Source organism: Mesorhizobium sp. GW821-FHT07A06 (genome assembly GCF_059419085.1).
Window position 1 is genome coordinate 615621 of record NZ_JBWKRC010000001.1, and the last position, 23484, is coordinate 639104.

Below are 23484 nucleotides of genomic sequence, written 5' to 3' on the forward strand. Positions count from 1 at the left end.
CCGACCACCCGACCCGGTCGCTTTTGCGATGGATTTTTTGCGCAAGCGGGACGACAGTCTGCGCACGTCAAACGAGGCCTGATCATGACCGCAGCATTTCTCTCCCATATCGACAATGAGCTTGCAGGGCTGAAATCAGCCGGGCTCTACAAATCAGAGCGGGTGATTTCCTCGATGCAGTCGGCGCAGATCGAGGTCGGCGGCGAGAAAGTGCTGAACTTCTGCGCCAACAACTATCTCGGCCTTGCCGACAGCGCCGACCTGCGAAAGGCGGCTACGCAGGCGCTTGATCGCTACGGCTACGGCATGGCCTCGGTGCGCTTCATCTGCGGCACGCAGGAGGAACACAAGCAGCTCGAGGCGACGATTTCCTCCTTCCTCGGCCTGGAAGACACCATCCTCTACGGCTCCTGTTTCGACGCCAATGGCGGACTGTTCGAGACGCTGCTTGGAGAGGAAGACGCGATCATTTCGGATGCGCTGAACCACGCCTCGATCATCGATGGCGTCAGGCTGTCCAAGGCCAAGCGCTTCCGCTACGCCAACAACGACATGGCCGATCTCGAAGCGCGATTGAAGGAGGCGAAGGATTGCCGCTTCCGACTGATCGCCACCGACGGCGTGTTCTCGATGGACGGCATCATCGCCAACCTGAAAGGCGTCTGCGACCTTGCCGACAAATACGATGCGATGGTCATGGTCGACGACAGCCATGCGGTCGGCTTCGTCGGCAAGAATGGCCGCGGCTCGGCCGAGCACTGCGGCGTCGAAGGCAGGGTCGACATCATCACCGGCACGCTGGGCAAGGCGCTCGGCGGCGCTTCCGGTGGCTACACCTCCAGCAAGAGCCAGGTGGTCGACTGGCTGCGCCAGCGCTCGCGGCCCTATCTCTTTTCCAACACGCTTATGCCGGCGATCGCCGGCGCCTCGATCAAGGTGTTCGACCTGATCCGCAATGGCGACGCCTTGCGCGAACGCCTATATGCCAATGCGGCGCGGTTCAGGTCGCAGATGGGCAAGCTCGGCTTCACGCTGGCCGGTGCCGATCATCCGATCATTCCGGTGATGCTGGGCGAGGCGACATTGGCGCAGGAAATGGCGGCACGCATGTTGAAGCGCGGCATCTATGTCATCGGCTTCTCGTTCCCCGTGGTGCCGAAGGGCCAGGCGCGAATCCGCACCCAGATGTCGGCGGCGCATTCCAGCGCCGACATCGACCGCGCGGTGGAGGCGTTCGGCGCGGTCGGCAGGGAACTGGGCGTGATTTCCTGAGCGGCCGGCGCCGAAAAGCGATTCCGGATCAAGAGATTCAAGGGACAAGAGAATGTCGAACATGATGAAGGCGCTGGTGAAGGCCAAGGCCGAACCGGGCATCTGGATGGAAGAAGTGCCGGTGCCGGAGATCGGCCCCAATGATGTGCTGATCAAGGTCAAGAAGACGGCGATCTGCGGCACCGACGTTCATATCTACAATTGGGACCAGTGGGCGCAGAAGACGGTGCCGGTGCCGATGGTGACCGGCCATGAATTCGTCGGCACCGTCGCCGATTTCGGCGCGGCCGTCACCGAATACAAGGTCGGCCAGCGTGTCTCGGGCGAAGGCCACATCGTCTGCGGCCATTGCCGCAACTGCCGTGCGGGCAGGGGGCATCTGTGCCGCAACACGCTCGGTGTCGGCGTCAACCGGCCAGGCGCTTTCGGCGAGTATCTGGCGATCCCGCAGCATAATGTCGTTCCGATCCCCGATGACGTGCCGGACGAGGTCGCGGCGATCTTCGATCCGCTGGGCAATGCCGTCCACACGGCATTGTCCTTCGATCTGGTCGGCGAGGATGTGCTGGTCACCGGCGCCGGGCCGATCGGCATCATGGGCGCGCTGGTTGCGCAATGCGTCGGTGCGCGAAAGGTGGTCATCACCGACATCAACCCGGTTCGGCTGGCGCTGGCGAAAAAGCTGGGCGTCCAGCATGTCGTCGACGCCTCGAAGCAAAAGCTGCGCGACGTCATGCCGGCGCTCGGCATGACCGAGGGTTTTGACGTCGGCCTCGAAATGTCGGGCGCCGCCCCGGCCTTCCGCGACATGATCGACACCATGAACAATGGCGGCAAGATTGCCATCCTGGGCATTGCGCCCACCGGCTTCGAGATCGACTGGAACAAGGTCATCTTCAAGATGCTGCATCTCAAGGGCATCTACGGCCGCGAGATGTTCGAGACCTGGTACAAGATGATCGCGCTGGTGCAGGGTCCGCTCGATGTCTCGGGACTGATCACGCACCGCATCGGCATCGACGATTTCCAGGCAGGCTTCGATGCGATGAGGAGCGGCAGTTCGGGCAAGGTCGTGATGGACTGGTAGACGCGTCCGGCGAGCGCAGCCAGGAAAGGCCTCAGGGGCGCTCGCTTCTCAACCAACGCACTTGTCGCCATGCGCGGCGCAGCGCGGTTGCGGCGGAGCCGATCGCGATGATGGCAAGCGCGAGTGTCAGGATTTCGTTGCGGCCATGCCAGAGGAATTCCACTGATGACAGCAGCGCAGCAATGGTTGCAACCGCCATGCGATGCGGTTTGGCCATCGGGCCGGAGAAATCGCTCGGTGCTTCATTGGCCCGCCCGAGTTCCCGCACATAGGCGGTGAGAACCGAAAAACAGGCGGCTGCCCAGCCAAGGCCAGGCATGGCGATGCCGTAGCCTATGCCCACCATGATGGCGATGTCGGCGATCCTGTCCGGGAACTCGTTCCAGAACGGCCCATCGGCCGACGCCTTGCCGCCTTCGACGGCGACCATGCCGTCGAAAAGGTTGCACAGTAGGCGTAGTTGGCAGAACAGCGCGGCACCAGGCAACAACAGCAGACGCGCCATGCCGTCGCTCTGCCCGCCAAGCCAGAAGGCGGCGCCGGCCAGCGCGCCGGCGAGGATGCTGGCCTGCGAAATCTGGTTGGGGGGCACCGAGAGTGCGGCGAGACGTCTGGCCGCCGCCTGTGCCCAGCGCGTGTCGCGGCTTGCAAGGGGTCTGCGGTCGCCTGTGTTCATGACTGCCTCATCCCGGCGACCAGAAGTAACGCGTGAGGTGGAAGAAGATCGGAGCGGAGAACACCACCGAATCCAGCCGATCGATCAGGCCCCCGTGGCCGTCTATCAGATGGCCCCAATCCTTCACGCCGCGGTCGCGTTTGATGGCGGACATCACGAGGCCGCCGAAAAAACCCATCACCGTGATCAGGAAGGCCATTGCGCCGGCCTGGAGCGGAGAGAACGGCGTGATCCACCACAGGCCAGCGCCGACGAGGCTGGCGCAGGCGATGCCGCCGACGAACCCTTCAACAGTCTTGGACGGCGAAAGCCTTGGTGCGATCTTCGTACGCCCGATCATCTTGCCCCAGATATATTGCAGCACATCGCTCAACTGAACGACGATGACAAGGAAGGCTATCAAAAGCACATTGCGGCCCTCGTAGCCGGGAATGTGCAACGTCAGAAGAGCCGGCACGTGCGAGGCGCAGAAGACGCAGATCATTAGCGCCCATTGCACCTCCGCGATTCGGACCAGGAAGTGCTGTGTGTCGCCTCGCACCGCCGAGATGATGGGCATCAACAGGAAGGCGTAGACCGGAATGAAAACGGAAAAGATTTCGTAGTCCTCGATCCAGAGCAGGACATACTGCAACGGCAGCACGACGAAAAACGCGGTGGCCAGCGCCCAGTGGTCGGCACGCCGCGTATTGGTCAGCGTCACGAACTCGCGAAGGGCTGCGAAGGAGCAGAAGCCGAAGAGGAGCAGAACGCCGATGCGCCCAGCGACGAATGCGATGGCGATGAGGATCGCCATCACCCACCAGGCATTGATGCGGGCGTTGAGGTTCTCGATGGCCGGGTTCGAGCCCTCTGGCGACAAGCGTCGCTCCAGGATCTGGCCGACGAAAGAGGCCGCAAGCAGGATCCCGAAGACGCCGAGCACGAGAACCATCATGTCGAATTGGGTCGAGCTCATTCCGCTACCTTTTTCGGCGCCAGCGCGAGTAGCGCCTCCCGTGCCCGCTCGAGAAACGTATCCTTGTCCTCGCCATCAACCAGATGCATTGGCTCGCCGAACGTCACCGTGCAGATCAGCGGTATGGGAACGAACTCTCCCTTCGGCATCACCCGGTTGAGATTGGCGATCCACACCGGCACCAGTTCGAAGTCCGGATGCAATGCCGCCAAATGGAACAGGCCGGATTTGAAAGGCTGCAAGGACGCATCGGACTGGTTGCGCGTGCCTTCCGGGAAGAGGATCAGCGAAGAGCCTTCCTTCATCGCTTCCCCCATGCTCTCGACAGGATCCATCGTGCGTGCGTCGCGATTGCGATCGATCAGGACTGCGTTGAAAACGTCGCGCCCGATGAAGCTTCGGAGTTTTGATTTCAGCCAGTAGTCGGCACCCGCTACGGGACGGACCCGTCGACGCAGGCGCGGCGGCAGAACAGCCCAGATCAGAATGAAATCACCATGGCTGGAGTGGTTGGCAAAGAAGATCGAGCGACGGCGAGGCAGCCTGCCTTCGTGCCAGAACGGCCGCACGGCGGTGATGGCACGCGCAAACAGCAGGACGATCACCGCCACCGGCTTGGCAATCAGCGACTTCATCCATCCCCCAATTCGCTCATGGATCATCCGCCAGCTGACATGCAGGCGCAGAAAATCCGCTACCGGACAAGCAGGGACCGCGAGACCCGTGGCTGCCTGAACGCGCGACCCCTTCGCGGCGACCGTCTTATATCTCCTCCGGCGACGGCGGCTATCTCCTATCCAATGCGGTTTCCAGCGACAAGACGCCCTTTACGATGGAAGTCCGTTCGTCGGCGCTCAACTGGGCCAGCAGCGCCTGCTCGAACGCCTTCGCCAACGGTACCATCTCACGATAGGCGGCAAGGCCCGCTTTGGTAAGCCTCAAATGCTCGACACGGCGATCGTTCTCATCAGGTGTCCGGATGAGCCAGCGCCGCCTTTCAAGCTCGGCCACCGCGCGTGACACCTTGGTCTTGTGCATGGCCGACTGCTCGCCGAGCTCCGTCGCGGTCATCGTCCCGCGCTGGCCAAGTCCGGAGAGCGTTCGCCATTCCGGCCGTGTCAGCCCGTGACTGTCCTTGTATATCCGCGAGAATTCGCGGCTGACCGCATCGGCAAGACGATACAGCCGGTAGGGCAGGAAGCTTTCGAGCTCCAGGATCTCCGGGTCCATGGTTCATTTCCCTAAGCGCCATGGTGGCATTGATAGTTACATTTTCGATGGTTACAAATGAAACCAGTTTGGTCAATCCGGCTGGCGCCTGCCGGATGCGCAAGGGAGGAAGCGATGGCCTTTTCCTACATGCCGGGCTTCGGCAACGATTTCGAGACCGAGACCTTGCCGGGGTCGCTCCCGCAGGGGCGGAACTCCCCGCAGCGGCCGGCCTACGGCCTTTACGCCGAACAGCTTTCCGGTTCGCCCTTCACCGCGCCGCGCGGCACCAATGAGCGGTCCTGGCTCTATCGCATCCGGCCGAGCGTCAAGCACACCGGCCGCTTCAAGGCGGCGAGCTATCCCCTGTGGAAGACCGCTCCCAATGTCGGTGACCACGAACTGGCGCTTGGCCAGTATCGCTGGAACCCGGTACCAATGCCGAAGGAACCGACCGATTTTATTCAAGGCATGCGCAGCATGACCACGGCAGGCGATGTGCTCGGGCAGACCGGCATGGCGGCCCACGTCTATGTCGCCAACACATCGATGGTCGACGATCATTTCTTCAATGCCGACGGTGAGTTGCTGGTCGTGCCGCAGGTCGGCGCCTTGCGCTTCGTCACCGAAATGGGCGTCATCGAGCTTCGGCCCGGCGAGATCGCCGTTTTGCCGCGCGGCCTCGTCTTCAAGGTCGAATTGGTCGACAGTCAAGTACGCGGCTATGTCTGCGAGAACTACGGCGCCAAGCTGACCTTGCCCGATCGGGGCCCGATCGGCGCCAATTGCCTGGCCAACCCGCGCGATTTCAAGACGCCCTGTGCCTGGTTCGAGGAGAAGGAGACGCCGTGCCGGCTGATCGTGAAATGGTGCGGCAATTTCCATGTCACCGAGATCGGCCATTCGCCGCTCGATGTCGTCGCCTGGCATGGCAACTACGCGCCCTACAAATATGATCTGGCGACGTTTTCGCCGGTCGGCGCCATCCTGTTCGACCACCCCGATCCGTCGATCTTCACCGTGCTGACCGCGCCGAGCGGCGAGGAAGGCACGGCCAATATCGACTTCGTCATCTTCCCGCCGCGATGGCTGGTGGCAGAGGATACGTTCCGGCCGCCATGGTACCACCGCAACATCATGAGCGAGTTCATGGGCCTGATCCATGGCCAGTACGATGCCAAGGAAGAAGGCTTTGTTCCCGGTGGCATCAGCCTGCACAATCTGATGCTGGCCCATGGCCCGGATGCCCCTGGCTTCGAAAAAGCCTCGCGCGCGGATCTGAAACCGGTCAAGCTCGACAACACCATGGCCTTCATGTTCGAGACCCGCTTCCCGCAGATGCTGACCCGCTATGGCGCCGAACTGGAAGCCCGCCAGGACAACTACATCGATTGCTGGGCAGACCTGAAGAAGCGTTTTAATGGCACGCCGGAGGGCGACTGGTCTTGAGCCGCAAGCCAATGCCGGATCGGTTGGTGCTGCTGGGCTCCAAGGGCGGCCCGGCGCTGCGGCCAGGCGGGCCGTGGCCGAGTTCGTCACTGCTTGAGATCGGGGGGCGAACCATCGTCGTCGATTGCGGACTTGGCGTGACGCGGGGGCTGGTCGATGCCGGCATCAGCCTTAAGGCGCTCGACCTGATCTTCATCACGCATCTGCATTCCGATCATGTGCTGGAACTGGGGCCGCTGATCCACACCGCCTGGACGGCGGGGCTGGCGACGCCGATCAGCGTGTTTGGTCCGCCCGGCACCGGCCACTACTGGCGGCGCTTTTGCCAGGCGATGGAATTCGACATCGAGATCCGCATCGTCGACGAGGGCCGGCCCGACATTCGCGAATTGGTTTCGATCGACGAGTTCGGCGAGGGCCAGGTGGTCGAGCAAGGTGGCCTGAAGGTCACGGCGCTGCGTGTCGACCATCCGCCGGTTACAGACTGTTTTGCCCTGCGCGTCGAGCATGGCGGGAAAAACGTAGTCTTTTCCGCCGATACGGCCTTCTTTCCACCGCTCGCCGATTTCGCCAACGGTGCCGACCTTCTCGTCCATGAAGCCATGCTGCAGGAAGGCATCGAGCGGCTGGTCGCCAGAACCGGCAATGGCGCCCGGCTCAAGGAACATCTGCTCGCCAGCCACAGCTTTGCCGAGGAAGCCGGGCGCATCGCCAGCGATGCCGGCGTCAAGAGGCTGGTGCTCAACCACCTCATCCCCGCCGACGATCCCGAGATCGGCGAGGCGGACTGGCTTGCCGCTGTCAGGAATACATGGGCCGGCGACTTGACGATCGCTCGCGACGGCCTTGTTGTGGGGTTAAGCGGCGCCAAGGCTGCACAAGGAGAGGAAACCGCATGAAGCTTGCCACATTGAAGGACGGGACGCGCGACGGGAAACTCGTCGTCGTCTCGCGCGACCTGACGCAGTACACCGATGCCTCGTTCCTGGCGCGCACGCTGCAGGCCGCACTCGACGACTGGCGCAGGATCTCGCCGCATCTGGCGACCATAGCGGAATCTCTGGAGAACAACGCCGTGCCGTCCGCGCGCTTTCACGAGCACGACGCACTTTCGCCGCTGCCGCGCGCCTATCAGTGGGCTGACGGGTCCGCCTATGTGAACCATGTCGAACTGGTGCGCAAAGCGCGCGGCGTCGAGATGCCGGCGAGCTTCTGGACCGATCCGCTGATCTATCAGGGCGGCTCGGACTCCTTTATTGCGCCGCGCGATCCGATCCGCATGGCCGACGAGGCCTTCGGCATCGACATGGAGGGCGAAGTCGCCGTCATCGTCGATGACGTGCCGATGGGCGCAAGCCCCGATGAAGCGCGCGCCGCGATCCGGCTGGTCATGCTGGTCAACGATGTCACGCTGCGCGCGCTGACCGGGCCGGAACTGGCCAAGGGTTTTGGTTTCTTCCAGTCAAAGCCGTCCTCGGCCTTTTCACCTGTCGCGGTGACGCCGGATGAATTGGGCGACGCCTGGGATGGCGGCAAGGTCAGCCTGCCGCTGCTTGCCGATCTCAACGGCAAACCATTCGGCCGCGCCAATGCCGGCGTCGACATGACCTTCGATTTTCCGGCGCTAATCGCGCATGCCGCCAGGACAAGGCCGCTGGTATCAGGCACCATCATCGGCTCGGGCACGGTTTCCAACAAGCTCGACGGCGGCCCGGGCAAGCCTGTCTCGGCTGGCGGCGCCGGCTATTCCTGCATCGCCGAACTGCGCATGATCGAGACCATTGAGAGTGGCGAACCCAAGACGCCGTTCCTGCGCTTCGGTGACACGGTGCGGATCGAGATGAAGGACAAGGCCGGACATTCGATCTTCGGCGCCATCGAGCAGAAGGTCGAGAAATACGAGGGGTAGGGGCTAAGAGAGGTTTCAGCGATGAATCTTCTGGATCATCTGCGCCGCATGGCCGGGAACAATCTCTGGTCTAACGACCGGCTCTATCGCGCCGTGCTGGCGCTCAAGCCCGGTGAGTTCGAGGCCGAGCGCACCAGCTTTTTCCCGTCGATCAAGGCGACGCTCAACCATGTCCTTGCGGTCGACTATCTCTATCTCGATTTTCTCGAAGAGGGCGGCGTCGGTGCCGCAGCCCATGATGATTTTGTGCCTCTCGACGAGCCCCATGCGTTGTTTGCCGCGCAGATCGCGGCCGACCGGCGTCTGATCGCCTTCTGCGACGGCCTGTCGGAGGCCGATCTCGACCGCCCCGTGATCACCGACCGGCGTGAGGACGGCATGATCCCCGAGCGCATCGGCGATATCCTTGCCCATGTCTTCCTGCACGACATCCACCATCGCGGTCAGGTGCACGCAATGCTGTCCGGCACCTCGGTTGCGCCGCCACAGCTGGACGAGTTTTTGCTCGATTATGACATCAAGCTGAGGAGGGCGGAGGTCGAGCGGCTGGGGTTGTGAGCCGGTTTTCGCCTAAGGCCAGAGCGACGCCGTAACGGGCGAAATGCGGGTCAGATGTTAGGATGGTCAGGTTCTCCACCTGCGCCTGCGCGATCAGCAGTCTGTCGAACGGATCACCATGGTGGTGGGGTAGGCCGCTGACGGTATTCGCATGATGCAAAGTTACGGCGAGCGGCTGAAATCGCATCCTTGGAAGCAGCGTTGGCAGATCGTCCGGCGCATCGAGTTTTCCGATCGAACGTTTGATGGCGATTTCCCACACGCTTGCCGCGCTGGCGAACACCACCGCGTCCGAAGCCAGGATAGCGCGGTGTTGTTCGCAGAGACGTCGGTCGTCCGAAATCGACCAGAGGATTATATGGGTGTCGGCGAGATACTGGCCGACCGTCATTTCACGTACTCGTCCCATTCGGGACCGAGTTCGTCAAAATCGTCCGCAATCCAGATCTTGCCCTTCAAGGCGCCGATACGCGGCAGCGTTTCGGCGGCCGCCGGCGGTACAATGCGCGCGGCCACTTTGCCGTGGCGTGTAAGTATGATCTCCTCGCCGGCTTCAGCGCGGCTGACGAGTTCAGACAATTTAGCCTTGGCCTCGGCGATGGAAACATTCATAGCGCGATCCTTTATGACCATAATTTAGGTCATAATTGATCGCGCCGCAAGAAGTTCGGTTCGAGGCAGCCTACGCCGCCTTGCCGTCGACCCTGATCACGCCGCGCTTGATTTGGTCCTGCTCGATCGATTCGAACAGCGCGCGGAAATTGCCTTCGCCAAAGCCTTCGTCACCCTTGCGCTGGATGAACTCGAAGAAGATCGGCCCGATCACCGTCTTCGAAAAGATCTGCAGCAGGATCTTGGTCATGCCGCCGTCCACCACGCCTTCGCCGTCGATCAGGATACCGTGCTTCTTCATCCGTTCGATCGGCTCGTCATGGCCGTTCACCCTGGCATACGACATGTCGTAATAGGTTTCCGGTGGGCCTGGCATGAACTTCAGCCCGTTGGCGGCGAGCTTGTCTGTGGCGGCGTAGATCTCGTCGGTGCCGACCGCGATGTGCTGGATGCCTTCGCCATTGTACTTCTTCAGGTACTCGGCGATCTGGCTGGTCTCGTCCTTGGATTCGTTGAGCGGAATGCGGATCTTGCCGCAGGGCGAGGTGATGGCCCGGCTGACCAGGCCGGTGATCTTGCCGTCAATGTCGAAGAAATGGATCTGCTTGAAGCCGAACAGATTGCGGTAGAAATCCCACCATTTGTCCATCTGGCCGCGATAGACATTGTGGGTCAGGTGGTCGAGGAAATAGAAGCCGACGCCTTGCGGCCGCGGGTCGCGCGCGCCGAGCCATTCAAACTCGGCATCGTAAGCCGAGCCCTTTTTGCCGTAGGCGTCGATGAAATAGAGCAGCGAACCGCCGATACCTATGATTGCCGGCACGTCGAGCGCCTTGTCGTCACCTTCGTAAGGCGTGGCGCCCTTCGAGACGGCGTGGTCGAAAGCGTGCTTGGCGTCGACCACGCGCCAGGCCATCGAGGCGGCGCAGGGCCCATGCTTGTCGGCGAATTTCATCGCATGCGAGCCCAGCTCGGCATTGACGACATAGTTGATGTCGCCCTGGCGCCAGACGGTGATGTCTTTCGTGCGATGCTTGGCCACCGTCACATAACCCATGCGGGTAAACAGCTCGGCCAGCTTCTGCGGCTCCGGATGCGCGAATTCGACGAACTCGAAACCATCGGTGCCGGCAGGGTTTTCCTTGCTGATCTTGGCGGGCGGGGCATCGTGCGGGAAGGGACCCATGGTATTCCTCCGGAAGCTGGCTCGGCCTGAAACGGCCATCTGACGCCATCATAGCGCGGAGCCGGCGCATGGTGCTTGCATTCAAACGCTTGAAATGATCATCTCATGCGTGAAGCATGCATGTTGAAAGACAAAACCATGGATGAGACGCGCATTGATCAATTTGATCGCAAGATAATGGCGCTTCTGCAAGGTGATGCGCGGCTGACCAACAATGATCTCTCGGAGCGGGTGAACCTGTCGGCATCACAATGCTCGCGCCGTCGCCAGCGGCTCGAGGAAGACGGCTATATCAAGGGCTATCGGGCGGTGCTCGACCGCGACAAGCTCGGCTTCTCGCTGGTCAACGTCATTTCCGTGACCCTGGCAACCCACAACCGCGACAACGCCCGGCGCTTCGGCGAACTGGTGGCGCGGCTGCCGGAAGTGCAGGAGGCGCACGCGCTGACCGGCGAGATGGACTATATCCTGAAGGTGGTGACGCCTGACCTGAAGTCGCTGTCTGAATTCGTCAACGGCGTGCTCCTGCCGCACGAATCCGTGCAGCATGTGAAGACGGCGATCGTGCTGGAGACGCTCAAGGAAACCGGCGCGCTGCCGATTTAACCCTTCGACTGCTGGATCAGCCCATAAAGGTTAGTGCAACGCGCGCCGGAGCGGCAATAGGCGAACACCGGGCCTTCCAATTCATCCAGTGCTTCGGCCTGGTCCTCGACATTCTCGGCGGTGATCTGGCCGCTGATCACTGGAATGTAGCGGAAGGCGAGGCCCGCGGCTTCGACCGCCGCCTTGAGCGTGTCGGCCGAAGGCTGGCCGGGCTGTTCGTCATCCGGCCGGTTGCAGATGACGCTCTTGAAGCCGGCGGCCTTGATGGCCGCGACGTCTTCGGGCTGGATCTGGCCCGAGACCGAATAGTCTTCGCTGATCTCGCGGTATTCCATGGCATCATCCTCGCAATCTGGTTTGTCGGGAGTCTTGCCACTCCCCGACGTGGCCGGCAATCCGCGCCGATAGAAATCATTCAACTGAGATAGACGCATCCAGCGGAGAATCCAACTCAAGCGGCCCAGGCCGGGAACGGATCGGGCGGCCCGCTCCACAGCTCGGGCCGGAAGTCGTCGGCCTCAACCAGATTAGCAACAAAAAAAGGCGGAGACTGGCTCCACCTTTCCGAGCATGGCGCTCCTCAGCTGCCGAGGATGGCGCCTTTGATCTGGCGGATGTTGTTGTGCATCATGTCGATATAGGTCGAGCCCGGGCCATCGGGCCGCGACAGCGCATCCGAATAGAGCGTGCCACCCACCTTGATGCCGGTCTCGCTGGCGATCTGCTCGATCAGGCGCGGGTTGGTGATGTTCTCGACGAAGATGGCCGCCGCCTTGTCCTGCTTCACCTGCTCGACCAGCTTGGCGACATCGGCGGCCGACGGCTCGGAATCGGTCGAAATGCCTTGCGGGGCAAGGAAGATCAGGCCGTATTCGTGTTCGAAATAGCCGAAGGCGTCATGCGAGGTGATAACGACGCGCTTCGCCTCGGGGATCGACTGGATCGCCGCCTTCACTTCGCCTTCCAGCGCATCGAGCTTCTTGGTGTAGGCGGCGGCATTGGTCTGGTAGCTGACGCAGCCCTCGCTGTCGGCCGCGCAGAAAGCCTCGGCGATGTTCTTCACATAGATCTTGGCATTGGCGATCGACTGGAATGCGTGCGGATCGGTGACGGTCTTGCCGCCGCCCGTGCCGGCGCCTTCGGCCGCGTCGGCGTCGGCGAATTCAGGCTTGAAGTCGATCGGCGTCACGCCCTTGGTCAAGGTGACGATAGAGGCTTTGGTGGCGCTGGCATCGACCAGCCGCTGCAAAAAACCTTCGAAATGCAGGCCATTGACCAGCACGATGTCGGCCCTGGCCATGGCGACTGCGTCGGCCGGGCTCGGCTCATAGACATGGGCGTCGCCGTCCGGGCCGACGATGGTGGTGATGTCGACACGGTCGCCGCCGACATTCCTGGCGAAATCGGCGATGACGGTGAAGCTGGCGACCACTTTCAGCGGTGCAGCGAAGGCCGAAGAAGCGCTAAAGGCGGTTAATGTTATAACGCTCATCGCCAAGGCGGCACGGATCGATCTCAGCATGGACGGGTCTCCTTTCGAGGGGCGGGGGTCAGGCTGTTCTGTGACGGTGATGGATGATGCGGGCGCGCAGAATCCCGCGCGTGCCGAACAGGATCGATGCGAAATAGACGACGCCGGCCGACAGGATGATGGCCGGGCCGGACGGCAGCGAGGCGTGATAGGACAAAAGCAGCCCGGCAATGCAGGAGGCAAAGCCGATCAGCACGGCCAGCACGCACATCGGCTCGACGCGCACCGTCCAGAAGCGGGCGGCGGCGGCCGGCAGCATCATCAACCCGACGGACAACAAGGTGCCGAGCGCCTGGAAGCCGCCGACGAGGTTGAGCACGACCAGGCCAAGGAAGATGAAATGCACCGGGCTGCCCATGCGGCTGACCGAACGCAGGAACAGCGGATCGAGGCATTCGGCGACCAGGGCCCGCCAGAAGACGGCGAGACTGACCAAGGTTATCACGACGATGCCGCCGATCAGTGTCAGCGCTTCGTTGTTGAGCGCCAGCACGGTGCCGAACAGCACATGCATGAGATCGACGCTGGAGCCGCGGATCGAGACCATCAGCACGCCGATGGCGAGCGAGATCAGGTAGAAGGCCGCCATCGAGGCGTCCTCACGCTGGATGGTGAAGCGCGAGACGGCACCGGCGCCGAGCGCGACGATGATGCCTGCGATCAGCCCGCCAATGGTCATCGGCAGGATTTCGAGGCCGTAGAACAGGAAGCCGGCGGCCGCACCCGGCAGGATGGCGTGCGCCATGGCGTCACCGGACAGGCTCATGCGCCGCAGCATAAGGAAGACGCCGATCGGGCAGGCGCCGAGCGACAGCATCAGCGAGCCGAACAGCGCCCGCTGCATGAAGGCGAAATCGGCAAAGGGCGCGATGAAAAGACCATGGAGCGTGTCCATCAGGCAGCCCTCGGTCCGGCGCCGTGATGATGGTGGCCGTGATCGTGGCCTTGATGATCGTGGCCATGCGCATTATCGTCGGTGTGCTCGTTCGGTTCGCACCACGGCGCGTTTTCTTCCCAGGCTTCATGGAAGCGGCGCGCGCGCAGCAGATTTTCCGGCTTCAGCGTCTCGCGCGTTTCGCCCCAGGCGATCGGCTGGCGGGCCAAAAGCAGGGTCTCGGGGAAATTCTGACGGACCAGATCGAGATCATGGACGACGACCATGATGGTGCGTTCTTCGCCATGCCAGCGCTTGATCAGGGCGATCAGGTCACCGACGGTCTTGGCATCGACGGCGTTGAACGGTTCGTCGAGCAGGATGAGGTCGGCGTCTTGCAACAGCACGCGGGCGAACAGCGTGCGCTGCAACTGGCCGCCCGACAGCGTGTCGATCGGGCGCTCTTCGAAGCCGCCGAGGCCGACCGCCATCAGCGCCTGGCTGACCGCCGCGCGATCTTCTGATGTGTAGCGGCCGAGCATGCCGCGCTTCGGCCAGAGGCCGAGCGAGACCAGATCGACGACGCGGGCGGGAAAGGAGCGATCGAGTTCCGATTGCTGCGGCAGGTAGGCGGCGCGCACGCCGGGCGCGCGAACAACCTCGCCGGCCATCGGCTTCAGCACGCCGACAATACCCTTCATCAGCGTCGATTTGCCGGATCCGTTGGGCCCGACCACGGCCGTCAGCGAGCCCTTGCGGATCACGCCGTCGAGGTGATGGATTGCCGGGTGACTGTTGTAGCCCAGCGTCAGATCACGGAATGTCAGGCAGGTCTGGGTCATGTCGTTCCGGGCGATGCCATGTCTGGCAGGGATGGCGGTTTGGATATGTGATGTTATTACATTAGTCAACAAGCCAATCGTGCGGAATTGCGAACGGCGGCTCAACTTGCCGTGAATCTCACTCTTGCTGGTCCAAGGGGAATTGGCCCGGCGGCCTTGCCCGAAGCGAACCGCAACTCTAAACAGTCGCCACCTGTAACAGGAAGGAACCTCCCATGAGCATTCGACGCATCGATGTTGGCCCGCGCATGAGCCAGATCGTCATTCACGGCAACACGGTCTATCTGGCCGGCCAGGTCGGCGAACCCGGCGGCAACGTCGCCTCGCAGACCCGTGATATTCTGGCGACCATCGACGAATTGCTGGCCAAGGCCGGCACCGACAAGACCAAGATCGTTCAGGCGATCATCTGGCTGGCCGACATGGGCACCTTCGCCGAGATGAATTCAGAATGGGACAAGTGGGTGCCGCAGGGCCACACCCCGGCCCGCGCCACGGGCGAAGCCAAGCTCGCGGGTCCGGAATATCTGGTCGAGATCATTATTACGGCGGCGATCTAAACGCGGCGCCGGAACTGCCAATCTCCCCCCACGTGGGGGGAGATCACTCACCCCTGCGAAGGCGTAAACCTCGCCACCAGCGTGTGGCTTTCCGCGGGATAGACAAACCGGACATGGGTGACCGGGTGTTCCGCGCTCCAGGTGCGGCGCTCGACCACAAGGCAGGGCGCGCCGGGATCGATGTCGAGCGCGTCGGCAATGGTCTCATCCGCGGCCATGGCGCGGATGCGGTGTTCGGCCTCGCTCCAGGGCACGCGGCCGATCAGCCAGGGCCCGGCGGCGATGTCCAGGAACTCTTCGTCCCCCGCTTCCGGAACAGCCGAAAGATTGATCAGACGCTGCTCGAGCGCGAACGGCCGCTCGCCGGCAAAATGCAGGCCTTCGACCCACAGCAATGGCCCTGCCGCGGACAGCCCCAGCAGCGCTCTGTCCTCCGCGTTGCCGCGCCGCTTCAGGCGCTCCAGCCGTTCGTAGCGATAGGGCAGGCCGAGCGCTTCGACCTCGATCCTGATGTCGTGAAGTTCCAGCACCGCCGCCTGCGACTGCGGCTGGCGTACAAAACTGCCGGAACGGCGGCGGCGCTCGATCAGGCCGGCCTTTGCCAACTGCGACAGCGCCTTGTTCACAGTCATGCGCGAGCATTTGTATTCGGCGGTCAGCTCGTGCTCGAACGGGATACGGTGACCGGGCGCCCAGGCCCCGGACAGGATTCTTTCGCGGATATCGGAGAGGATGCGCTGGTGCAGCGAGACGGTCTCGCTGTCCTCGATCTCTGTCGTTTCGGCCATGCTCATCTTGGATCAGCCCTCGGACAGCGCCGTCATCACCTTGCGGAATCGCTCGCCTACCACGTCTCGCTTCAGATGCCTGCCGCCGCTGACCTGTTTCTGCCCATGCACCCAGACGCAATCGACCTTGCTGCCATTGGCGAAGATCCAGGCGTCGAGGATGGCGTCACCGGACTTGCCGGCCAGTGAGGGGGTCTTGGCATCGAGCGAGACGAGATCGGCGGCCGCGCCGACGGCGATCCGCGAGGCACCGGCACCGAGCGCGCCGCCGCCGCCCTCGAGCGCCGCGTCGAACAGCGCCCGCCCAGTCGAGCCACCGGCCACCGCGAGCACGTTGCGGGCGCGATGCGCCAGGCGCTGCGAATATTCGAGCTGCCGCAATTCGTCGGGCAGGCCGATCAGCACGTTGGAATCGGAGCCGACACCGAAACGGCCGCCATGCTCCCTGAACAGCGGCGCCGCGAACGTCCCGTCGCCGAGATTGGCCTCGGTGATCGGGCAAAGACCGGCGATGGCGCCGCTCCTGGCCATGCCTGTGGTTTCGGTATCGGTCATGTGGGTGGCATGGATCAGGCACCAGCGCTGGTCGACATCGGCATGGCCAAGCAGGAATTCGACCGGGCGTGCGCCGGACCAGGCAAGGCAGTCCTCGACTTCCTTGACCTGTTCGGCGACGTGGATGTGGATCGGCCCATTTGGAGCCAAGGCAGCGACCTGGGCCAGTTCTTCGGGCGTCGCGGCGCGCAGGCTGTGCGGCGCCACACCGACGACGGCTTGATTCAACGCGCGAACCGATTCGCTAGACTTCTCAACAAGCCGGGAGAACCGATTCACATCGTTGATAAATCGGCGCTGGCCTTCATTTGGTGCGGCGCCGCCGAAGGAGGAGTGCGCGTAAAACACCGGCAGCAGCGTCAGGCCGATGCCGGTTTCGCCAGCCGCGGCCGCGATGCGCTCGGCCATCTCGGCGAGATTGGCATAGGGTTTCCCGTCGCGGTCGTGATGCAGATAATGGAATTCGCCGACGCGGCAAAAACCGGCCTCGAGCATCTCGACATAAAGCTGAGCGGCAACCGCCTCGACCTGGTCCGGCGTCATCGACAGTGCGAAACGGTACATCACCTCGCGCCAGCTCCAGAAACTGTCGGCGGAGGGGCCGCGAAGCTCGGCAAGACCAGCCATGCCGCGCTGGAATGCGTGGCTGTGCAGATTGGGCATGCCGGGCAACAGGATGGAGTGGCGCTCGTCGCCCACTGACGCGGTGGCTCCGGACGCAACGGCCGTAATGCGTCCGCCGGAGCAGGTGACCCGCACATTGTTGTGCCAGCCATTGGGAAGAAGCGCCTGTTCCGCAAAGATGTCAGTCACTTTTCTCTCCGCTTTCCCGTCTCTCGTGCGATGATGCCACTTGCAGTGCGTTTCAATATGTATATACATAATCGCCACCGATTGAAACGGAAAAGATGATGGCTGCAGAGAGCAAAAGCCGGGCAGGGGATCTTCGTCTGTGGCGCAATGCGCGTCTGGCGACCTTGGCCGAAAGTTCCGCCGGTCTCGGTATCGTCGAGCATGGCGCCGTCGCCGCGCGGGAGGGCCGCATTGTCTATGCCGGGCCGGAATCCGAGCTCCCCTCGGCGCTTGCCCGAGGCGAAACGGTCGATTGCGAAGGCCGCTGGATCACGCCCGGCCTGATCGACTGCCACACCCATCTGGTCCATGCCGGCAATCGTGCCAACGAATTCGAGATGCGGCTGGCTGGCGCCACCTATGAGGAAGTCGCCAGGGCCGGCGGCGGCATCGTGTCCTCGGTCAAGTCCTTGCGCGCCGCCAGCGAGGACGAACTGGTTGCCCAGACGCTGCCCCGCCTTGATGCGCTGATGGCCGAGGGGGTCACATCGGTCGAGGTCAAATCGGGCTACGGGCTCGATGTCGACAATGAGAAGAAGTCGCTGCGCGCCGCCCGCCGGCTGGGTGGCGAACGGGCGGTGACGATTCGCACGACTTGTCTGGCCGCCCATGCGCTGCCGCCCGAAGCCAAGGGCGACAAGGACGCCTTTATCGACCTTGTTGCCGGAACCATCGTGCCGGCGGTTGCCGCCGAAGGCCTGGCCGACGCGGTTGACGGTTTTTGTGAAGGCATAGCGTTCTCACCGGAACAGATGGCACGCGTATTCGATGCGGCAAAGGCAGCCGGTCTTCCCGTAAAACTCCATGCCGACCAACTGTCCAACCTGCATGGCGCCGAACTCGCCGCGCGCTATGGCGCACTGTCGGCCGATCATCTCGAATACACCGATGAGGCCGGTGCCGTGGCGATGGCCAAATCAGGCACCGTGGCCACGATCCTGCCGGGCGCCTATTACTTCATTCGCGAGACGAAGAAGCCGCCGATCGGCCTGTTCCGCCAGCACGGTGTCAGGATGGCTGTCGCCACCGACAACAATCCCGGCACCTCGCCACTGACATCGCTGCTTTTGACCATGAACATGGCGGCGACCCTGTTTGCATTGACGGTCGATGAATGCCTGGCGGGCGTTACCCGCGAGGCCGCCCGCGCACTAGGCCTGTTGGGAGAAACCGGCACGCTGGAAGCGGGAAAATCCGCCGACCTGGCGATCTGGGACATCGAGCGCCCCGCCGAACTCGTTTACCGCATGGGCTTCAACCCGCTTCATGCCCGCATCTGGAGAGGACAATGACCGAACTGACCTTGAAGCCCGGCAATGCGACGCTGGCCGACTGGCGCGCCATCTACCGTGGCGCCGCATTGCGGCTGGACGATGCGTGCCGCCCCAAGATCAAGGCGAGCGCCGAGGCTGTCGCCAGGATCGTTGCCAAGGGCGAGCCGGTCTATGGCATCAACACCGGCTTCGGCAAATTGGCCAGCGTGCGTATCCCAGCCGGCGATCTCGAGACCTTGCAGCGCAACATCGTGCTGTCGCATGCCGCCGGCGTCGGCGAACCGATGCCGGTTGCCGTTGCCCGGCTGATGATGGCGCTGAAACTTGCCAGCCTGGCGCAGGGAGCGTCCGGTGTGCGCTCCGAAACCATCGAGTTGCTGGAAGCGATGCTCGCCAACGATGTCATCCCCGTGGTGCCGGCGCAAGGCTCCGTCGGCGCTTCCGGCGACCTCGCGCCGCTGTCGCACATGACGGCGGTGATGATCGGTGTCGGCGAATGCTTTACCCCGCATGGCCGCTTCCCGGCCAAGGTCGCCTTCGTCTCGCACGGCCTCGAGCCGGTGACGCTTGGCGCCAAGGAAGGTTTGGCGCTGCTCAACGGCACGCAGTTCTCGACCGCCTATGCGCTGGCCGCTCTGTTCGAGGCCGAAGTGCTCTATCAGTCGGCGCTGGTCGCCGGCGCGCTGTCGACCGATGCCGCCAAGGGGTCCGACGCGCCTTTCGATCCGCGCATTCATCTCTTGAGAAAGCACCGTGGCCAGATCGAGACGGCGGATGCGCTGCGCAACCTGATGGCCGGCAGTGCCATCCGCGAGTCGCACCGTCTCGGCGACGAGCGCGTGCAGGATCCCTATTGCCTGCGCTGCCAGCCGCAGGTGATGGGTGCCGCGCTCGACGTGCTGCGCAAGGCCGCCGATACGCTCGAAACCGAGGCCAATGGCGTCACCGACAATCCGCTGATCTTCGCCGAGGACGATACCGCGCTCTCCGGCGGCAATTTCCACGCCGAGCCGGTGGCCTTTGCCGCCGACATGATCGCGCTTGCCGTTTGCGAGATCGGCTCGCTGTCGGAACGCCGTATCGCCATGCTGGTCGACCCGGCACTGTCTGGCATGCCCGCCTTCCTGACACCGAAGCCCGGCCTCAACTCCGGCTTCATGATCCCGCAGGTGACGGCGGCGGCGCTTGTCTCGGAAAACAAGCAGAAGGCCTATCCGGCCAGCGTCGATTCGATCCCGACCTCGGCCAACCAGGAAGACCATGTCTCGATGGCCGCGCACGGCGCGCGCCGTCTGATCGGCATGGTCGAGAATGCGACGGCGGTGATCGGCATCGAGTTGCTGGCCGCCGCGCAGGGCTGCGATTTCCATGCGCCACTGGCGTCGAGCGCCGCGCTCGAAGCGGTGCGCAAACTGGTCCGGGCCGAAGTGCCGCATCTCGACAATGACCGGCATTTCCACCCTGACATGGAGAAGGCAATCGCCATGGTGCGCAGTGGCGCGACGGTCAAGGCTGCCGGCGCGGTGGCGCTGCCCTCGATTGCGGGAGCGGCGTGATGGCCGCCACACCCTGGCTCACCGTCAGCCAAGGCACAGCACCCCTGCTGGTGTCGATCCCGCACACCGGCATCGACCTTGCCGGCCTTGAAAACCGGCTGGTGTCGCCCTGGCTCGGCCGCCGCGACTGCGACTGGTGGATCGACAATCTCTATGACTTCGCCGGCAGCCTCGGCGCCACCGTCGTCCACACCGCGATCTCGCGCACCGTCATCGACGTCAACCGCGATCCTTCGGGTGCTTCGCTCTATCCCGGCCAGGCCACCACCGGTCTGTGCCCGACCGAAACCTTTGATGGCGATCCGCTCTACCGCGAGGGCGAAGAGCCGGGACCGTCGGAGGTCGACGAGCGTCGCGAAAAGTTCTTTGTGCCTTATCATGCCGCCTTGCAGGCCGAGATCCACCGGCTGCGTGGCCTTCACGACAAGATCGTCCTCTACGATTGCCACTCGATCCGTTCGGTGCTGCCGCGCCTGTTCGAAGGCACGCTGCCGGTGTTCAACCTCGGCACCAATGACGGCAAGAGCGCCGACCCGAACCTGCAGGCAACAGTCAGCCAGATCATGGCCGAAACCGGCGAAACCTCTGTCGTCAACGGGCGCTTCAAGGGCGGCTGGATCACACGCCACTTTGGCCAACCGCAACAGGGTGTCCACGCCTTGCAGATGGAACTCTCAAACCGTGGCTACATGCGCGAGCCGGAAGAAAAAGGAACGCCGGACAATTGGCCGGTACCCTACGATGCCGAGTTTGCGGCGCCGATCCGCGCGACGCTGAAGACCATCCTCGAAACCGCGATCGACTGGGCAAAGCGCTGACGCGCCGCCCGTCTTGCTTGAAAGGGACAATGATGAACAATCCCCGCCACAACATCCGTGAAGTCCGGGCGCCGCGCGGCGACAAGCTCAACGCCAGGTATTGGACGACCGAAGCGCCGCTGCGCATGCTGATGAACAATCTTGACCCCGACGTCGCTGAAAATCCCAACGAGCTGGTCGTCTATGGCGGCATCGGCCGGGCGGCGCGCACCTGGAATGATTTCGACCGCATCGTTGCCTCGCTGAAGACGCTTGGTGAGGACGAGACACTTTTGGTGCAATCCGGCAAGCCGGTCGGCGTGTTCCGCACCCACGCCGACGCGCCCCGCGTGCTGATCGCCAACTCGAACCTCGTCCCGCACTGGGCGACCTGGGAGAAATTCAACGAGCTCGATAAGAAAGGTCTGATGATGTACGGCCAGATGACGGCCGGCTCCTGGATCTATATCGGCACGCAGGGCATTGTGCAGGGCACCTACGAGACCTTCGTGGAGGCCGGCCGCCAGCATTATGGCGGCAATCTCAAGGGCAAATGGATCCTGACGGGCGGCCTCGGCGGCATGGGCGGCGCCCAGCCGCTCGCCGCCGTCATGGCCGGCGCCTGCTGCCTGGCGATCGAATGCAATCCGGACTCGATCGATTTCCGCCAGCGCACTCGCTACGTCGACGAGAAGGCCGAGACGCTCGATGAAGCGATGGAGATGATCGAGCGCTGGACCAAGGCCGGCGAGGCGAAGTCGGTTGGGCTGCTCGGCAATGCCGCCGAGATCGTGCCGGAAATGTTCAGGCGCGGCATCCGCCCCGATATGGTCACCGACCAGACCTCGGCCCACGACCCGATCAACGGCTATCTGCCCAAGGGCTGGACGATGGCCGAGTGGCGCGAGAAGCGCGTCAGCGACCCGAAGGCGGTCGAGAAGGCGGCGCGGGCTTCCATGCGCGAGCATGTCGAGGCGATGGTGGCGTTCTGGAACGCCGGCGTGCCGACGCTGGACTACGGCAACAACATCCGCCAGGTCGCCAAGGACGAAGGGTTTGAGAACGCCTTTGCATTCCCGGGTTTCGTGCCGGCCTATATCCGCCCGCTGTTCTGCCGCGGCATCGGCCCATTCCGTTGGGCGGCACTCTCCGGCGATCCGGAAGACATCTACAAGACCGACGCCAAGGTGCGCGAACTGACGCCCGGCAATACCCATCTGCACAACTGGCTGGACATGGCGCGCGAGCGCATTTCCTTCCAGGGCCTGCCGGCCCGCATCTGTTGGGTCGGTCTTGGTGACCGCCACCGGCTCGGCCTCGCCTTCAACGAGATGGTTGCCAAGGGCGAACTCAAGGCGCCAGTCGTCATCGGTCGCGATCACCTCGATTCCGGCTCGGTTGCTTCGCCGAACCGCGAGACCGAAGCGATGAAGGACGGCACCGATGCCGTATCCGACTGGCCGCTGCTCAACGCACTGCTCAACACCGCTTCCGGTGCCACCTGGGTGTCATTGCACCATGGCGGCGGCGTCGGCATGGGTTTTTCACAGCATGCCGGCATGGTCATCGTCGCCGACGGCACGCCCGATGCCGCCAGGCGCCTGGAGCGCGTGCTGTGGAACGACCCGGCGACCGGCGTCATGCGTCATGCCGATGCCGGCTACGAAATCGCCATCGAGTGCGCCAAGGAGCATCAGCTCAATTTGCCCGGCATCCTCGGGTGATAGGCTGAGATCATGCGCATTCTTCGTGCCGCCGACTACCGCGTCATGCCGTGGAAGAACGGCGGCGGCACGACAACCGAGATCGCCGTTTCGCCCGACGGGGCGGGCCTCGATGAGTTCGACTGGCGCGTGTCGATGGCCCGTGTCGAAGGCAGCGGGCCATTCTCCACCTTTGCCGGCATCGACCGCACACTGTCGGTGCTGGAGGGCGAGGGCATCGTGCTTGATATCGCCGGCCGGCCGGCGGCGCGGCTGACACCGGCTTCCCAGCCTTTTTCCTTTCCAGCCGACCAGCCGACCAGCGCCGCGCTGATCGCAGGCCCGATCACCGATCTCAACGTCATGACCCGCCGTGGCCGCACACTGCATTCGGTCGAGCGCTTGGCGATTTCGCGGCCTGTGGAAATCGCGACCCAGGCCGGTTCGACCCTCATCCTGTGTCACAAGGGCGAAGCCGTCTTCCACGAGGCCGGGTCAATTCGCCTCGGGCCGCTCGACACGCTGCTGCTCGGGCCGGATGCCCCGGCGCTGAGGGTCGAGCCTACTCGGGATACGACGCTGTTCGTGGTCCGCGTAACCATCGCGGCCTGACGCCTTCGCGCCAACGGT

26 protein-coding genes are annotated in these 23484 nt (G+C 63.3%); 13 read left to right on the plus strand and 13 right to left on the minus strand.

What is annotated here, in order from left to right:
• Positions 1 to 84: 84 nt before the first annotated feature.
• Both AC07SZ_RS03020 and tdh read left to right on the plus strand, forming a co-directional pair.
• On the plus strand, positions 85 to 1272 hold the full coding sequence (locus AC07SZ_RS03020; RefSeq protein ID WP_494913176.1) for a glycine C-acetyltransferase: 1188 nt from the start codon (positions 85 to 87) through the stop codon (positions 1270 to 1272).
• Between the two features lie 52 nt (positions 1273 to 1324).
• Positions 1325 to 2359, plus strand: coding sequence for an L-threonine 3-dehydrogenase (tdh, locus tag AC07SZ_RS03025; RefSeq protein ID WP_056562803.1), 1035 nt, complete (start codon positions 1325 to 1327; stop codon positions 2357 to 2359).
• Positions 2360 to 2390: 31 nt separating this feature from the next.
• On the opposite strand, the gene AC07SZ_RS03030 is transcribed toward tdh, so the two are convergent.
• The 4 genes from AC07SZ_RS03030 to AC07SZ_RS03045 form a co-directional block, all read right to left on the minus strand.
• Complete coding sequence (locus AC07SZ_RS03030; RefSeq protein ID WP_494913177.1) at positions 2391 to 3035, minus strand: CDP-alcohol phosphatidyltransferase family protein; 645 nt, start codon at positions 3033 to 3035, stop codon at positions 2391 to 2393.
• Between the two features lie 7 nt (positions 3036 to 3042).
• Positions 3043 to 3993 (minus strand): phosphatidate cytidylyltransferase, encoded by a 951-nt coding sequence (locus tag AC07SZ_RS03035; protein WP_494913178.1) that lies wholly within the window; start codon positions 3991 to 3993, stop codon positions 3043 to 3045.
• Complete coding sequence (locus tag AC07SZ_RS03040) at positions 3990 to 4628, minus strand: lysophospholipid acyltransferase family protein (RefSeq protein WP_056562791.1); 639 nt, start codon at positions 4626 to 4628, stop codon at positions 3990 to 3992. Before AC07SZ_RS03040 ends, AC07SZ_RS03035 begins: the two co-directional genes overlap by 4 nt.
• A 151-nt stretch (positions 4629 to 4779) precedes the next feature.
• The gene (locus AC07SZ_RS03045; protein ID WP_056562788.1) at positions 4780 to 5223 is read right to left on the minus strand and encodes a MarR family winged helix-turn-helix transcriptional regulator; all 444 of its coding nucleotides are present in this window, start codon (positions 5221 to 5223) and stop codon (positions 4780 to 4782) included.
• A 114-nt stretch (positions 5224 to 5337) separates the two neighbouring features.
• On the opposite strand from AC07SZ_RS03045, the gene hmgA reads away from it, so the two are divergent.
• From hmgA to AC07SZ_RS03065, 4 genes are read left to right on the plus strand one after another with little or no spacing between them, the layout of a single operon-like run.
• Entirely contained in the window at positions 5338 to 6651 is a 1314-nt protein-coding gene (gene hmgA, locus AC07SZ_RS03050) for a homogentisate 1,2-dioxygenase (RefSeq protein WP_494913179.1), read from the plus strand.
• 11 nt (positions 6652 to 6662) lie between these two features.
• The gene (locus tag AC07SZ_RS03055; protein ID WP_494913629.1) at positions 6663 to 7550 is read left to right on the plus strand and encodes an MBL fold metallo-hydrolase; all 888 of its coding nucleotides are present in this window, start codon (positions 6663 to 6665) and stop codon (positions 7548 to 7550) included.
• Positions 7547 to 8560, plus strand: a complete 1014-nt coding sequence (locus AC07SZ_RS03060; RefSeq protein WP_494913180.1) for a fumarylacetoacetate hydrolase family protein — start codon at positions 7547 to 7549, stop codon at positions 8558 to 8560. The genes AC07SZ_RS03055 and AC07SZ_RS03060 overlap by 4 nt, the downstream gene beginning before the upstream one ends.
• Positions 8561 to 8581: 21 nt before the next feature.
• Positions 8582 to 9118 (plus strand): DinB family protein, encoded by a 537-nt coding sequence (locus AC07SZ_RS03065; RefSeq protein ID WP_494913181.1) that lies wholly within the window; start codon positions 8582 to 8584, stop codon positions 9116 to 9118.
• Here the strand turns inward: AC07SZ_RS03065 and AC07SZ_RS03070 are convergent.
• From AC07SZ_RS03070 to hppD, 3 genes are all read right to left on the minus strand, one after another.
• Positions 9078 to 9509 carry a type II toxin-antitoxin system VapC family toxin gene (locus AC07SZ_RS03070; protein ID WP_494913182.1) on the minus strand — a complete coding sequence of 144 codons (432 nt, stop codon included), beginning with the start codon at positions 9507 to 9509 and terminating at the stop codon, positions 9078 to 9080. The genes AC07SZ_RS03065 and AC07SZ_RS03070 overlap by 41 nt on opposite strands.
• Positions 9506 to 9730 carry a type II toxin-antitoxin system Phd/YefM family antitoxin gene (locus AC07SZ_RS03075; protein WP_137929805.1) on the minus strand — a complete coding sequence of 75 codons (225 nt, stop codon included), beginning with the start codon at positions 9728 to 9730 and terminating at the stop codon, positions 9506 to 9508. The genes AC07SZ_RS03070 and AC07SZ_RS03075 overlap by 4 nt, the downstream gene beginning before the upstream one ends.
• 70 nt (positions 9731 to 9800) lie before the next feature.
• On the minus strand, positions 9801 to 10916 hold the full coding sequence (gene hppD / locus AC07SZ_RS03080; RefSeq protein ID WP_056562773.1) for a 4-hydroxyphenylpyruvate dioxygenase: 1116 nt from the start codon (positions 10914 to 10916) through the stop codon (positions 9801 to 9803).
• A gap of 138 nt (positions 10917 to 11054) precedes the next feature.
• Between hppD and AC07SZ_RS03085 the strand changes: the two genes are divergently transcribed.
• Positions 11055 to 11522 carry an Lrp/AsnC family transcriptional regulator gene (locus AC07SZ_RS03085; RefSeq protein ID WP_032933331.1) on the plus strand — a complete coding sequence of 156 codons (468 nt, stop codon included), beginning with the start codon at positions 11055 to 11057 and terminating at the stop codon, positions 11520 to 11522.
• Here AC07SZ_RS03085 and AC07SZ_RS03090 read toward each other — a convergent pair.
• The 4 genes from AC07SZ_RS03090 to aztA all read right to left on the minus strand — a co-directional run bounded on the left by AC07SZ_RS03090 (position 11519) and on the right by aztA (position 14769).
• Positions 11519 to 11857 carry a protein tyrosine phosphatase family protein gene (locus tag AC07SZ_RS03090; protein ID WP_056562770.1) on the minus strand — a complete coding sequence of 113 codons (339 nt, stop codon included), beginning with the start codon at positions 11855 to 11857 and terminating at the stop codon, positions 11519 to 11521. The two genes, AC07SZ_RS03085 and AC07SZ_RS03090, sit on opposite strands and share 4 nt — an antisense overlap.
• A gap of 245 nt (positions 11858 to 12102) precedes the next feature.
• A complete protein-coding gene (gene aztC / locus AC07SZ_RS03095) occupies positions 12103 to 13044 on the minus strand; it encodes a zinc ABC transporter substrate-binding protein AztC (RefSeq protein ID WP_056562767.1) in 942 nt (313 codons plus the stop codon).
• A 28-nt stretch (positions 13045 to 13072) separates the two neighbouring features.
• Positions 13073 to 13948, minus strand: a complete 876-nt coding sequence (gene aztB / locus AC07SZ_RS03100) for a zinc ABC transporter permease AztB (protein ID WP_056562764.1) — start codon at positions 13946 to 13948, stop codon at positions 13073 to 13075.
• Positions 13948 to 14769 carry a zinc ABC transporter ATP-binding protein AztA gene (gene aztA / locus AC07SZ_RS03105; protein WP_494913183.1) on the minus strand — a complete coding sequence of 274 codons (822 nt, stop codon included), beginning with the start codon at positions 14767 to 14769 and terminating at the stop codon, positions 13948 to 13950. The genes aztB and aztA overlap by 1 nt, the downstream gene beginning before the upstream one ends.
• Positions 14770 to 14984: 215 nt before the next feature.
• Between aztA and AC07SZ_RS03110 the strand changes: the two genes are divergently transcribed.
• The gene (locus tag AC07SZ_RS03110; protein WP_056562755.1) at positions 14985 to 15329 is read left to right on the plus strand and encodes a RidA family protein; all 345 of its coding nucleotides are present in this window, start codon (positions 14985 to 14987) and stop codon (positions 15327 to 15329) included.
• A 47-nt stretch (positions 15330 to 15376) separates the two neighbouring features.
• Here AC07SZ_RS03110 and hutC read toward each other — a convergent pair whose 3' ends face one another.
• On the minus strand, positions 15377 to 16123 hold the full coding sequence (gene hutC, locus AC07SZ_RS03115; RefSeq protein ID WP_056562754.1) for a histidine utilization transcriptional repressor HutC: 747 nt from the start codon (positions 16121 to 16123) through the stop codon (positions 15377 to 15379).
• A 6-nt stretch (positions 16124 to 16129) separates the two neighbouring features.
• A complete protein-coding gene (locus AC07SZ_RS03120; RefSeq protein WP_494913184.1) occupies positions 16130 to 17485 on the minus strand; it encodes a formimidoylglutamate deiminase in 1356 nt (451 codons plus the stop codon).
• A gap of 98 nt (positions 17486 to 17583) precedes the next feature.
• On the opposite strand from AC07SZ_RS03120, the gene hutI reads away from it, so the two are divergent.
• The 5 genes from hutI to AC07SZ_RS03145 are packed head-to-tail and all read left to right on the plus strand — an operon-like array spanning position 17584 to position 23466.
• The gene (gene hutI / locus AC07SZ_RS03125) at positions 17584 to 18816 is read left to right on the plus strand and encodes an imidazolonepropionase (protein ID WP_494913185.1); all 1233 of its coding nucleotides are present in this window, start codon (positions 17584 to 17586) and stop codon (positions 18814 to 18816) included.
• On the plus strand, positions 18813 to 20354 hold the full coding sequence (gene hutH, locus AC07SZ_RS03130; RefSeq protein ID WP_172374048.1) for a histidine ammonia-lyase: 1542 nt from the start codon (positions 18813 to 18815) through the stop codon (positions 20352 to 20354). Before hutI ends, hutH begins: the two co-directional genes overlap by 4 nt.
• Entirely contained in the window at positions 20354 to 21172 is an 819-nt protein-coding gene (hutG, locus tag AC07SZ_RS03135) for an N-formylglutamate deformylase (RefSeq protein ID WP_494913187.1), read from the plus strand. Before hutH ends, hutG begins: the two co-directional genes overlap by 1 nt.
• A 32-nt stretch (positions 21173 to 21204) precedes the next feature.
• Complete coding sequence (gene hutU / locus AC07SZ_RS03140) at positions 21205 to 22875, plus strand: urocanate hydratase (RefSeq protein ID WP_494913189.1); 1671 nt, start codon at positions 21205 to 21207, stop codon at positions 22873 to 22875.
• A gap of 12 nt (positions 22876 to 22887) precedes the next feature.
• Positions 22888 to 23466 carry a HutD/Ves family protein gene (locus tag AC07SZ_RS03145; protein WP_494913190.1) on the plus strand — a complete coding sequence of 193 codons (579 nt, stop codon included), beginning with the start codon at positions 22888 to 22890 and terminating at the stop codon, positions 23464 to 23466.
• Positions 23467 to 23484: the final 18 nt, after the last annotated feature.

Bases quoted from the DNA above. Each gene is read 5' to 3' on its own strand.
- aztC (WP_056562767.1), bottom strand. From the start codon at position 13,044: ATGCTGAGATCGATCCGTGCCGCCTTGGCGATGAGCGTTATAACATTA.
- AC07SZ_RS03085 (WP_032933331.1), top strand. From the start codon at position 11,055: ATGGATGAGACGCGCATTGATCAATTTGATCGCAAGATAATGGCGCTT.
- hppD (WP_056562773.1), bottom strand. From the start codon at position 10,916: ATGGGTCCCTTCCCGCACGATGCCCCGCCCGCCAAGATCAGCAAGGAA.
- AC07SZ_RS03045 (WP_056562788.1), bottom strand. From the start codon at position 5,223: ATGGACCCGGAGATCCTGGAGCTCGAAAGCTTCCTGCCCTACCGGCTG.
- AC07SZ_RS03055 (WP_494913629.1), top strand. From the start codon at position 6,663: ATGCCGGATCGGTTGGTGCTGCTGGGCTCCAAGGGCGGCCCGGCGCTG.
- hutH (WP_172374048.1), top strand. From the start codon at position 18,813: ATGACCGAACTGACCTTGAAGCCCGGCAATGCGACGCTGGCCGACTGG.
- aztB (WP_056562764.1), bottom strand. From the start codon at position 13,948: ATGGACACGCTCCATGGTCTTTTCATCGCGCCCTTTGCCGATTTCGCC.
- hutU (WP_494913189.1), top strand. From the start codon at position 21,205: ATGAACAATCCCCGCCACAACATCCGTGAAGTCCGGGCGCCGCGCGGC.
- AC07SZ_RS03020 (WP_494913176.1), top strand. From the start codon at position 85: ATGACCGCAGCATTTCTCTCCCATATCGACAATGAGCTTGCAGGGCTG.
- tdh (WP_056562803.1), top strand. From the start codon at position 1,325: ATGTCGAACATGATGAAGGCGCTGGTGAAGGCCAAGGCCGAACCGGGC.
- AC07SZ_RS03090 (WP_056562770.1), bottom strand. From the start codon at position 11,857: ATGGAATACCGCGAGATCAGCGAAGACTATTCGGTCTCGGGCCAGATC.
- AC07SZ_RS03110 (WP_056562755.1), top strand. From the start codon at position 14,985: ATGAGCATTCGACGCATCGATGTTGGCCCGCGCATGAGCCAGATCGTC.
- AC07SZ_RS03075 (WP_137929805.1), bottom strand. From the start codon at position 9,730: ATGAATGTTTCCATCGCCGAGGCCAAGGCTAAATTGTCTGAACTCGTC.
- AC07SZ_RS03030 (WP_494913177.1), bottom strand. From the start codon at position 3,035: ATGAACACAGGCGACCGCAGACCCCTTGCAAGCCGCGACACGCGCTGG.
- AC07SZ_RS03145 (WP_494913190.1), top strand. From the start codon at position 22,888: ATGCGCATTCTTCGTGCCGCCGACTACCGCGTCATGCCGTGGAAGAAC.
- hutG (WP_494913187.1), top strand. From the start codon at position 20,354: ATGGCCGCCACACCCTGGCTCACCGTCAGCCAAGGCACAGCACCCCTG.
- AC07SZ_RS03070 (WP_494913182.1), bottom strand. From the start codon at position 9,509: ATGACGGTCGGCCAGTATCTCGCCGACACCCATATAATCCTCTGGTCG.
- AC07SZ_RS03040 (WP_056562791.1), bottom strand. From the start codon at position 4,628: ATGAAGTCGCTGATTGCCAAGCCGGTGGCGGTGATCGTCCTGCTGTTT.
- aztA (WP_494913183.1), bottom strand. From the start codon at position 14,769: ATGACCCAGACCTGCCTGACATTCCGTGATCTGACGCTGGGCTACAAC.
- AC07SZ_RS03035 (WP_494913178.1), bottom strand. From the start codon at position 3,993: ATGAGCTCGACCCAATTCGACATGATGGTTCTCGTGCTCGGCGTCTTC.
- hutI (WP_494913185.1), top strand. From the start codon at position 17,584: ATGGCTGCAGAGAGCAAAAGCCGGGCAGGGGATCTTCGTCTGTGGCGC.
- hutC (WP_056562754.1), bottom strand. From the start codon at position 16,123: ATGAGCATGGCCGAAACGACAGAGATCGAGGACAGCGAGACCGTCTCG.
- hmgA (WP_494913179.1), top strand. From the start codon at position 5,338: ATGGCCTTTTCCTACATGCCGGGCTTCGGCAACGATTTCGAGACCGAG.
- AC07SZ_RS03060 (WP_494913180.1), top strand. From the start codon at position 7,547: ATGAAGCTTGCCACATTGAAGGACGGGACGCGCGACGGGAAACTCGTC.
- AC07SZ_RS03065 (WP_494913181.1), top strand. From the start codon at position 8,582: ATGAATCTTCTGGATCATCTGCGCCGCATGGCCGGGAACAATCTCTGG.